A 7,973-nucleotide genomic window follows, 5' to 3' on the forward strand; every position below is an offset into this window, starting at 1 on the left:
GGCGCCGAAGCGGCCTCATAGCGGAGCTATCAGGCCGTTTTGGCAACGCCGCAGATGTGCGTGCAAGGCGTCGGGAGCCCGGCCAAGATCTTCAGCACCCTCCTAGGAGGGTCCGTCAGATCGGCGCTTCCGGCCCGGGCCGTCGTCCGGCCGTGGGCACTCCGTACCTCGGCCAGTACGCCGGTGGCCCCGGTGGCCAGGATCGCGTCCACATCGCTCTGGAGGTGGCTGCGGAGCCCGGGGGCGTGGCGGGGTGCGGTGGCCGTTGCCGCGGTGCCGGACGCTCCGGTGAGCAGGGCCGTGGCCGCCAGGCCCGTACGTCGGCTGATCAACGGTCCTCCCCGGTGCCGGGGCAGCTCAGGTCGGCCGCGGGCAGGGGGCCGCCGCGCAGATAGTCGTTGACGGCCCGGTCGGCGCAGGGAACGGGGGTGAGGCCGTCGAATCCGCGCCCGTACACCCCGTGCGAGCGGATGTCCGCCGTCACCAGCCGGGAGCCGGTCAGGCGGTGGTGCAGGGCCAAGGCCCCTTCGTACGGGACGTTGTTGTCGCGCCGGGCCTGGAGCATCAGCACGGGTACGTCGTTGCCGATCACCGTGGCGGGCTCGCGGGACGTGCTCGTCCAGAACGCGCACGGGGCAATCATGCTGTTGACGAGCGGGCCGAAGACGGGCTGGGCGGCGCGGCTGCGTTCCATGTTCCGCCAGTACGTCTCCGGGTTCCCCGGCCAGCCGCCGGCCGGCCAGCCGCGGTCGCCGCACATGAAGAGGGTTCCGCCCAGCATGCTGTCCGCCATCTCGGGCGACGCGAGCATTTCGAGCATGGCGGCGAGCTCCGGGCCGGGCTCGACCGGCCTGCCCGCGGCGGCATCGGCCAGGTCGCGCACCGTAGCGGCGAGCGCCGGGTCGTACTCCTCGTGCTGGATGAGCTGCCTCAGCACCAGCCGCAGCAACGGCGCGTCGAGCCGGACGCCGGAGACGGTGACCGGGCGCCGCTCGGCCCCGTCGAGCAACCGCTGGACGCTCGCCCGGACTTCGGCCGGTGTGCTGCCGAGCCGGTAGGTGCCGTCCTGCCGCGCGGTCCAGCCGGCCCAGGCGTCCAGCGCCTCTTCGAGCGGTCTGCCCGCCCGCTGGAAGAGTTCGTACTGGGTGTCCGACGGGTCGGTGGAGGAGTCGATGACGACGCGGTCGGTGCGGCGCGGGAACATCTGGGTGTAGACGGCGCCCAGATCGGCGCCGTATGAGACGCCGTAGTACGACAGTCTGCGCTCACCCAGCGCCGCGCGGATCGCGTCCATGTCGCGGGCGACGTTCCGGGTCGTGGCGTGGGGGAGGAGCTGTGCGTTGTCCCCGTGCTCCTGGCAGCGGCGTGCGGTGTCGCGGGCGGACCGTACCGACTGCTCGAAGTCCTCGCGGCGGGTCGTGGTCGGGCCGGGCGCGGGCGTCGGGGCGGCGGGGTCGCAGGCGATGGGGGTGGACTCGCCGAGGAAACGGGGATCGAAGCCGATCAGGTCGTAGCGGTCGGCCGCATCCTTCAAGGCGGGCCGCAGAAGCAGGGTGCTGGCGAGTCCGGGGCCGCCCGGACCGCCCGGGTTGGACAGCAGGACGCCCCGTCGCTGCCCGTGCTTCGCGGTGGCCTTGATTCGTGAGACGGCGATCCGGATGGTCCGGCCCCCGGGGTCGGAGTAGTCGAGCGGGACGGTCACCTTCGCGCACTGCGCGCCCGCCTCCTTCAGTTCCTGCTGCTGCGGCGAGCAGGGGCCCCAGACGAGCCGCTGGTGGGAGGGGGGGGCGGCGGGGGTGGCCGACGCGGACACGCAGCCTGTCAGTAGACAGGTCAGGCCCAGGCCGGCGGCGGCCAGCTTGGCGACGCGCATGGTGCTCCTCGGGATCAGGTGGATTGCTCCCGTAAGACGCTAGGGGCGTACGCGGCGCGAGGACATCGGGCCACCCGGCCTGAGCGACCTGTGGCTAGCACCACCAACACCCGTCACGGGCGCGACTGGTCGTCCGGCCAGACCCCGATGTGGTCGCGCTCCAGCTCAAGCATCACCCGGTGCTCCATCCCGAGCGTCTCCGTGTAGTCGGCGGGCAGTTGCAGCCGGCCCGCGCGGTCGAGCATCGCGTACTCGCGTGCCACCTGGGACTCCAGGCCCGTCGCCGCGTCGACCTCGGTGCGGCGCAGTACCTCGGAGGACGTACGGCCGTCCCGGATGGCGACCGTACGACGGACCTCGCTCGCCACCGCCTGGTCGTGGGTGACGATCACGATGGTCGTCCCCAGCTCCTCGTTGGCCCGGCGGAACGCGGCGAACACCTGCTCGCCCGTCGCCGAGTCCAGCTCGCCGGTCGGTTCGTCGGCGAGCAGCACCGAGGGATCGTTGGCGAGCGCGACCGCGATCGCCACCCGCTGCTGCTGGCCGCCGGACATCTGCGGGGGCCGCCGGTCGCGGCAGTCCGCGACCTCCAGCATCTGCAGCAGCGACTCGGCGCGCGCGGCGCGTTCACGGTTCCGGCCGCGGCCGCGCAGCTGCATGGGCAGCGTGACGTTCTGGACGGCGGTGAGGTACGGGAGCAGATTGCGGGCGGTCTGCTGCCAGACGAACCCGACGACGTCCCGGCGGTAGCGGAGCCGTTCCTTCTGGCCCATCGACAGCAGATCGCAGCCCGCGACCTTCGCCGACCCGGCCGTCGGCACGTCGAGGCCCGCCAAAACGTTCATCAGGGTCGACTTGCCGCTGCCGGATGCCCCGACGAGCGCCATCAACTCGCCCTCGGTGACCAGCAGATCGAGGCCCTGGAGAGCCTGCACCTCCACTCCGTCCGCGGTGAAGATGCGGACCAGCCGATCGCAGGCGATCAGTGCGTCGTGCCCGTACGAGGGTCGGTTGTGGCGTGCGGCGGCCCGCTGTTCGAGTTCCGCCAGCGTGGTGTCGGTTGTCGACGACGTCATCGGGTGTCTCCTGCCCTGAGTTCGGTGATCGATCCACGGCGCCCGGCCGAGCAGGCCTGCACGGCTGCCACGGCGGCGGCGAGTGCGACCACGCCGGGCGCAGGGAGCGCCAGCGACCGCGGGTCGGCCCGCAGCGGAGCGGTGTCGAGAGCGACGGCACCGATCCCGACGGCGGCGACCGTGAGCGCCGCCAGCACCGATGTGGTGAGCAGGACGGCCAGGACGGCTGCGGCGAGAAGGAGCCGATGCGCCCTCACTCGCAGAAAGACGAACCCCGTCACATGGCCCCCTCGACACTGTTGCCCCGCACGCCCCCGACGCTCTGGTACTGCTACGCGGTTGCCGTACCAGGACGCTTCCAGAGCGCACCCACTGCTGGAAACCGCTTACGCACACACCTTGATGGAATCGTGACCGTTATCCGGCAGCGGAGCACCGCATTCCGCACAGGGCATGCGTGTGGGGGGAGAGAGGGACGGGGCTGCGACGTCAGCCCTCGGTGTTCACCATCGAGGCGGCGGCGTACGTGAGGTAGTCCCACAGTTGCCGCTCGTGCTCCGGGGACAGCCCGAGTTCGTCCAGAGCCTCCCGCATCCGGCCCAGCCAGGCATCGTGCGCGGCCCGGTCCACCTGGAACGGGACGTGCCGCATCCGCAGCCGGGGGTGACCGCGCTGTTCGCTGTACGTCCGGGGGCCACCCCAGTACTGGATCAGGAACAGGGCGAACCGCTCCTCGGCGGGCCCCAGGTCCTCCTCCGGATACATCGGCCGCAGCAGCGGGTCCTCGGCTACTCCCTGGTAGAAGCGGTGGACCAGGCGCCGGAAGGTCTCCTCGCCGCCGACCTGCTCGTAGAAGGTCTGCTCCTGAAGGGTGTCGCGCGGATTCTCTGTCACCCGTCCATGGTCGCAGACGCACCGGCCGAGGACCCGGGACCTAGGACCCGGACCCGGCAGGCCCGGACGGCTCAGCCCCCCGGGGCACTCACCTGTGCCGGTATCGCCGGGAAAGCAACCCGCCGGCGAACGTCGCCGCACCCTTGCTCGACACGACCGCACAGGCCATCGGCGCACCCGTTCCCCACCGGGCGAGCCGCACAGGGAACCGCATCCTGGAAGTCCGGCCCGCCGTCCGCCTCGTCGCTTCCGGGGGGCGCGAGCGGGAGAGTGGAGGTATGGGCCCACATCTGGATCAGTTCGCGGAGGCCGGCGCCGAGGCCCGGCGGGCGATGGTGCGGGGGATCGCCGAGGGCGGGGTGCTGGAGGACCCCGCCTGGCGTGCCGCGTTCGAGACGGTGCCCCGCCATCTGTTCGTGCCGTACTACTACGTGACCGGGACCAGCGGGCCCGAACGGCTCTGGTGCGAGGACCCCGACCCGGCCCGGCAGGCCCAGTGGCTGCACGGCGCGTACGCCGACGGGGCGCTGGCCACCCGGATCAGGGACGGCGACCTCGTCTCGTCGAGCAGCCAGCCGTCACTGATGGCCCGGATGCTGGAAGAGCTGGACATACGGGACGGCCACACCGTTCTGGAGATCGGCGCGGGCACCGGCTACAACGCCGCGCTGCTCGCCCACCGCCTCGGCGACGACGCGGTGACCACGATGGACCTCGACCCGGAGATCACGGAGTCGGCCCGCAACCATCTGTCGGCGGCGGGCTATCACCCGGCGGTGATCACCGGGGACGGGGCCCGGGGCTGCCCCGAGCGGGGCCCGTACGACCGGATCATCGTGACCTGCACCCTGCCGTCCGTACCGGAGGCCTGGCTGGCGCAGTGCAGGCCTCAGGCCCGGATCCTGGCACCGCTCGCGACCGGGCTGATCCTGCTGCGGGTACGCCCGTCACCGCACGGCCCGTATGCCGAGGGGCGGTTCCTGCACACACCCGCGTACTTCGTGCCCCTGCGCGGGGTGGTGCCGCCGCCGGTGCGCCACCCGCACACCGGCGGAGTGCCGAGGCGGGTGGCCGAGAACGACTTGTTCCAGTTCCTGCTGACGCTGACCGGCACCACCCTCGACCCGCGTGAGGCCCTCTCCCTCTGGCAGCGCGAGAAGCGTCCTGAGCGGGAGAGGTTCGGCATCACCGTCCGGGACGGGCGGCAGTGGGCCTGGCTGGACGACCCCGAGGGGCCGTACGCCTGGCCACTGGCCGCCGGCTGAGAAACCCGGTCAGTCGCGGTGGATGGTGATCGTCGTCCACGCCCCGACATGCACCTGGTCGCCGTCCTGGAGCGGTACGGGGACGTAGGGCTGGATCGGGTCCTCGGCACCGTTCAGCGTGGTGCCGTTGGTGGAGTTCTGGTCGACCACGGCCCAGCTGCCGTCGGGCTGCTGCACCAGCACCGCGTGCTGGTGCGAGACGCCCGGATCCTCCGGCGGCACGGACAGATCGACGTCGGGGGACTCGCCGGTGCTGTGCCGGCGACGGCCGATGGTGACCTGGTTGCCGGTGAGCGGCAGGCGCTGCTCCGGGGAGTACGCGGGCAGGTTGAGCCCGGTCGCCTCGGGGCCGCTGCGCTGCATCATCGCCAGGAAGTACTCACGGTCCGGGGCGATGACCACCGTCCAGCCCGCAGGCGCCTGATTCTGGTCCGGTCCCTGGTTCGGGCCCTGGTCCCGGCCCTGGCTCTGGAACGGCTGTTGCGTCGGCACCTGCTGCTGCGAGGGCGGTGGCAGCATCCAGTCGTCACCCGTGGCCTGCGGCTTCGGCTGCGGCGGCGCGGGCGGGCCGGGCTGTTCGAACGCGGGGGGCGCGCTCTGCTGCTGGAACGACGGCGGAGGCGGCGGACCCTGCTGCTGGAACGACGGCGCAGGAGGCGGGCCCTGCTGCTGGAAGGACGGGGGCGTCGGGCCCTGCTGCTGGAACGGGTGCGGCGGCTGCTGCGGGCCCGGCGCCGGGGGCCCGGGAGTGATCGGCTCGGCCGGGCGGTTCACCTGCGAGGGCCGCGAGCTCTGGTACTCGTACGGATCGCGCTGTTGCGGCGGTGCGGGCGGCCCCTGCTGCGCCTGGAAGCCGGGCGGCAGGTTCAGACCGGGCACCGGACGGCCGGGACCGGGCCCGTCAGGACCGCCGTGCTGCGGGGCCAGCGGGGTGTACGACGTCGCCGTGTTCGTGAGGAAGTTCCAGCGGCACTCCTCGCAGAACGGCGCCATCGCCTCACGCGGGGTGCGGCACTGCGGGCAGAGCTCTGCCCGCTGGGTGGCGTTGGAGCCGGGGCCCTGCGGGGAGCCGTATCCGGGCGCGGGCGGCGGTGGAGGCGGCGGGGGGACTGCACCCGCAGGCGCGCCGGCCCCGGCCATGCGATGGCCGCAGACCTCACACCAGTCTTCGGAACCCGACTGGTGTCCGTTCGGGCAGGTCGGCATGTCGGCGCTTCCCCCTCTCCTCGTCCGGCCCCGGGGGCCGTCATGTCTTGTCGCTTCGCCACGTCGCTGAGCTGCGCGGCCCTCGTGTTATTTCTTCACGCGGACGGTCTTGGTGGAGCGCGTTTCGAGGGTCATCTCGTCGGCCTCCGCGACCTTCGCCTTCAGTCGCACAGTACCGGTCGCCGCATCGACGACGTCGACCACCTTCGAAAGCAGTTTCGCAGTGTCCTCGTTCCCGGACGCCGATGCCAGCTGCACCGCACGGCCGAGTTTCGCCGTCGCTCCGTCGAAGTCTCCCGACTTGCGCGCATCGAGCCCCTGCTGGATGACTTGTGCCAGTTCCGCCTGGCCGGTGTAGTGCGCGACCTGCGGATTGATCGAGGTGGACGCCACCATGTCGTCCGTCCACACCGCCCGCACCAGCCCCTGCGAGAGGACCTGGGGGGCCGCCGTGCCCGACGAGTCGGGGAGGATCAGCGAGACGCGGGCCGCGAGCATCTCCTGCCCGATCCCGGCCTCCGGCACCCGTACACACACGTGGTAGTCGCGGGACTCGTCACCCCAGGAACCGGTCGGGTAGTCCCCGGCGCGCGGGCTCGTCTCGGTGCGGCGGTCGGTCAGTTCGGTGACCGTCGGCGCGACCTGCTTCACGAACCTGATCTCGACCCCGACGGGCGTCCACAGGCGCAGCGCCACGTCCGCGACCTCCTTGCCCATCGCGTTCTCCATCATCTGCGTGAAGTCCGCGGCGAGTCCCGCCGGGTCGGCGACGATGTCGGCCGTGCCGAGCAGCGCCGAGGCTATGCCTGTGACCTCTTTCACCTCCCAGTCGGTTCCGACACCGCGGGCGTCACAGGTGAAGCGGCCCGCACACGCGTCGAGCGCGGCCCGCAGATCCTCCGGCGACTCGTGCTCGTTGCGGCCGTCGGTGAGGAGGATGCCGTGCCGGATATCCACGTCGGCGGCACCGAGCAGCCGGTCGGTGAGCCGCAGCCAGGTGCCGATCGCCGTACCGCCGCCCGCGCTGAGCCGGCGCAGCGCCTCCTTCGCCTGGGCGCGGGTCTGCGCGCCGGCCACGGCGAGGCGGCCGTTGCCCGGATAGACCTCCTTGGCGATGTGCGTACCGCCGACCACGGCGAACGAGGTGCCGTCGCGCAGGGTGTCGATGGCCGCTGCCGTCGCATCACGGGCGTTGCGCATCTTCGTCGGCGGATAGTCCATCGAACCGGAGCAGTCCACCATGATCACTACGGCGGCTTTCGGCCGCTGGCCCGGCAATTGCGTGGGCGAGAGAGTCGCACCGGTCAGCGGGACGCCACCGGTGGTGCCGCCGCCGGTCGAGGTGACCGTGACGATCGCGTTGACCTCGCGCCCGCCCTCCGGCAGATATTCGTTCTGATACACCTCGACGGAGAACTGCGGCACGTGGGACTTGGAGAACTTGGCCATCTGATCGGCTCCTGGCAGAGGTGGCAGAGCTGGCAAAGGTCGCAGCGGACACGAGAGCGGGCAGTACCGGACGTGGGGCCTTTAAGGGCCTGTTCTGAGTTCCCCGCCTGCGCAGCGACGCCCGGCACGCACACTCGCCGCACGGCCCCGCAGGACAGGTGGCTCCGCCACATGACCTGCGACACCGCACGCCGATCGCACGCACCGACC

General features: G+C 71.9%; 8 protein-coding genes. 1 reads left to right on the plus strand and 7 read right to left on the minus strand.

Going from position 1 to position 7,973, the window contains the following annotated elements:
- Window positions 1–29: 29 nt before the first annotated feature.
- The 5 genes from ACIBB8_RS36995 to ACIBB8_RS37015 all read right to left on the minus strand — a co-directional run bounded on the left by ACIBB8_RS36995 (window position 30) and on the right by ACIBB8_RS37015 (window position 3,843).
- Window positions 30–332 (minus strand): hypothetical protein, encoded by a 303-nt coding sequence (locus tag ACIBB8_RS36995; protein ID WP_398959712.1) that lies wholly within the window; start codon window positions 330–332, stop codon window positions 30–32.
- A complete protein-coding gene (locus tag ACIBB8_RS37000) occupies window positions 329–1,873 on the minus strand; it encodes an alpha/beta hydrolase (protein ID WP_398959714.1) in 1,545 nt (514 codons plus the stop codon). Before ACIBB8_RS37000 ends, ACIBB8_RS36995 begins: the two co-directional genes overlap by 4 nt.
- A gap of 113 nt (window positions 1,874–1,986) precedes the next feature.
- Window positions 1,987–2,949 (minus strand): ABC transporter ATP-binding protein, encoded by a 963-nt coding sequence (locus ACIBB8_RS37005; protein WP_398959716.1) that lies wholly within the window; start codon window positions 2,947–2,949, stop codon window positions 1,987–1,989.
- A complete protein-coding gene (locus tag ACIBB8_RS37010; RefSeq protein WP_398959717.1) occupies window positions 2,946–3,230 on the minus strand; it encodes a hypothetical protein in 285 nt (94 codons plus the stop codon). The genes ACIBB8_RS37005 and ACIBB8_RS37010 overlap by 4 nt, the downstream gene beginning before the upstream one ends.
- A gap of 208 nt (window positions 3,231–3,438) precedes the next feature.
- Complete coding sequence (locus tag ACIBB8_RS37015) at window positions 3,439–3,843, minus strand: globin (RefSeq protein ID WP_398959719.1); 405 nt, start codon at window positions 3,841–3,843, stop codon at window positions 3,439–3,441.
- A gap of 278 nt (window positions 3,844–4,121) precedes the next feature.
- Here ACIBB8_RS37015 and ACIBB8_RS37020 point away from each other — a divergent pair, with 278 nt between their 5' ends.
- Window positions 4,122–5,108 (plus strand): methyltransferase domain-containing protein, encoded by a 987-nt coding sequence (locus tag ACIBB8_RS37020; protein WP_398959720.1) that lies wholly within the window; start codon window positions 4,122–4,124, stop codon window positions 5,106–5,108.
- Between the two features lie 9 nt (window positions 5,109–5,117).
- On the opposite strand, the gene ACIBB8_RS37025 is transcribed toward ACIBB8_RS37020, so the two are convergent.
- Window positions 5,118–6,314 (minus strand): FHA domain-containing protein, encoded by a 1,197-nt coding sequence (locus tag ACIBB8_RS37025; RefSeq protein WP_398959722.1) that lies wholly within the window; start codon window positions 6,312–6,314, stop codon window positions 5,118–5,120.
- An 87-nt stretch (window positions 6,315–6,401) separates the two neighbouring features.
- Entirely contained in the window at window positions 6,402–7,763 is a 1,362-nt protein-coding gene (locus ACIBB8_RS37030; RefSeq protein WP_398959724.1) for a VWA domain-containing protein, read from the minus strand.
- Between the last annotated feature and the right edge of the window lie 210 nt (window positions 7,764–7,973).

This window comes from Streptomyces sp. NPDC051286 (assembly GCF_044455345.1).
Classification (GTDB): Bacteria; Actinomycetota; Actinomycetes; order Streptomycetales; family Streptomycetaceae; genus Streptomyces.

Bases quoted from the DNA above. Each gene is read 5' to 3' on its own strand.
- ACIBB8_RS37000 (WP_398959714.1), bottom strand. From the start codon at position 1,873: ATGCGCGTCGCCAAGCTGGCCGCCGCCGGCCTGGGCCTGACCTGTCTA.
- ACIBB8_RS37005 (WP_398959716.1), bottom strand. From the start codon at position 2,949: ATGACGTCGTCGACAACCGACACCACGCTGGCGGAACTCGAACAGCGG.
- ACIBB8_RS37020 (WP_398959720.1), top strand. From the start codon at position 4,122: ATGGGCCCACATCTGGATCAGTTCGCGGAGGCCGGCGCCGAGGCCCGG.
- ACIBB8_RS37025 (WP_398959722.1), bottom strand. From the start codon at position 6,314: ATGCCGACCTGCCCGAACGGACACCAGTCGGGTTCCGAAGACTGGTGT.
- ACIBB8_RS37030 (WP_398959724.1), bottom strand. From the start codon at position 7,763: ATGGCCAAGTTCTCCAAGTCCCACGTGCCGCAGTTCTCCGTCGAGGTG.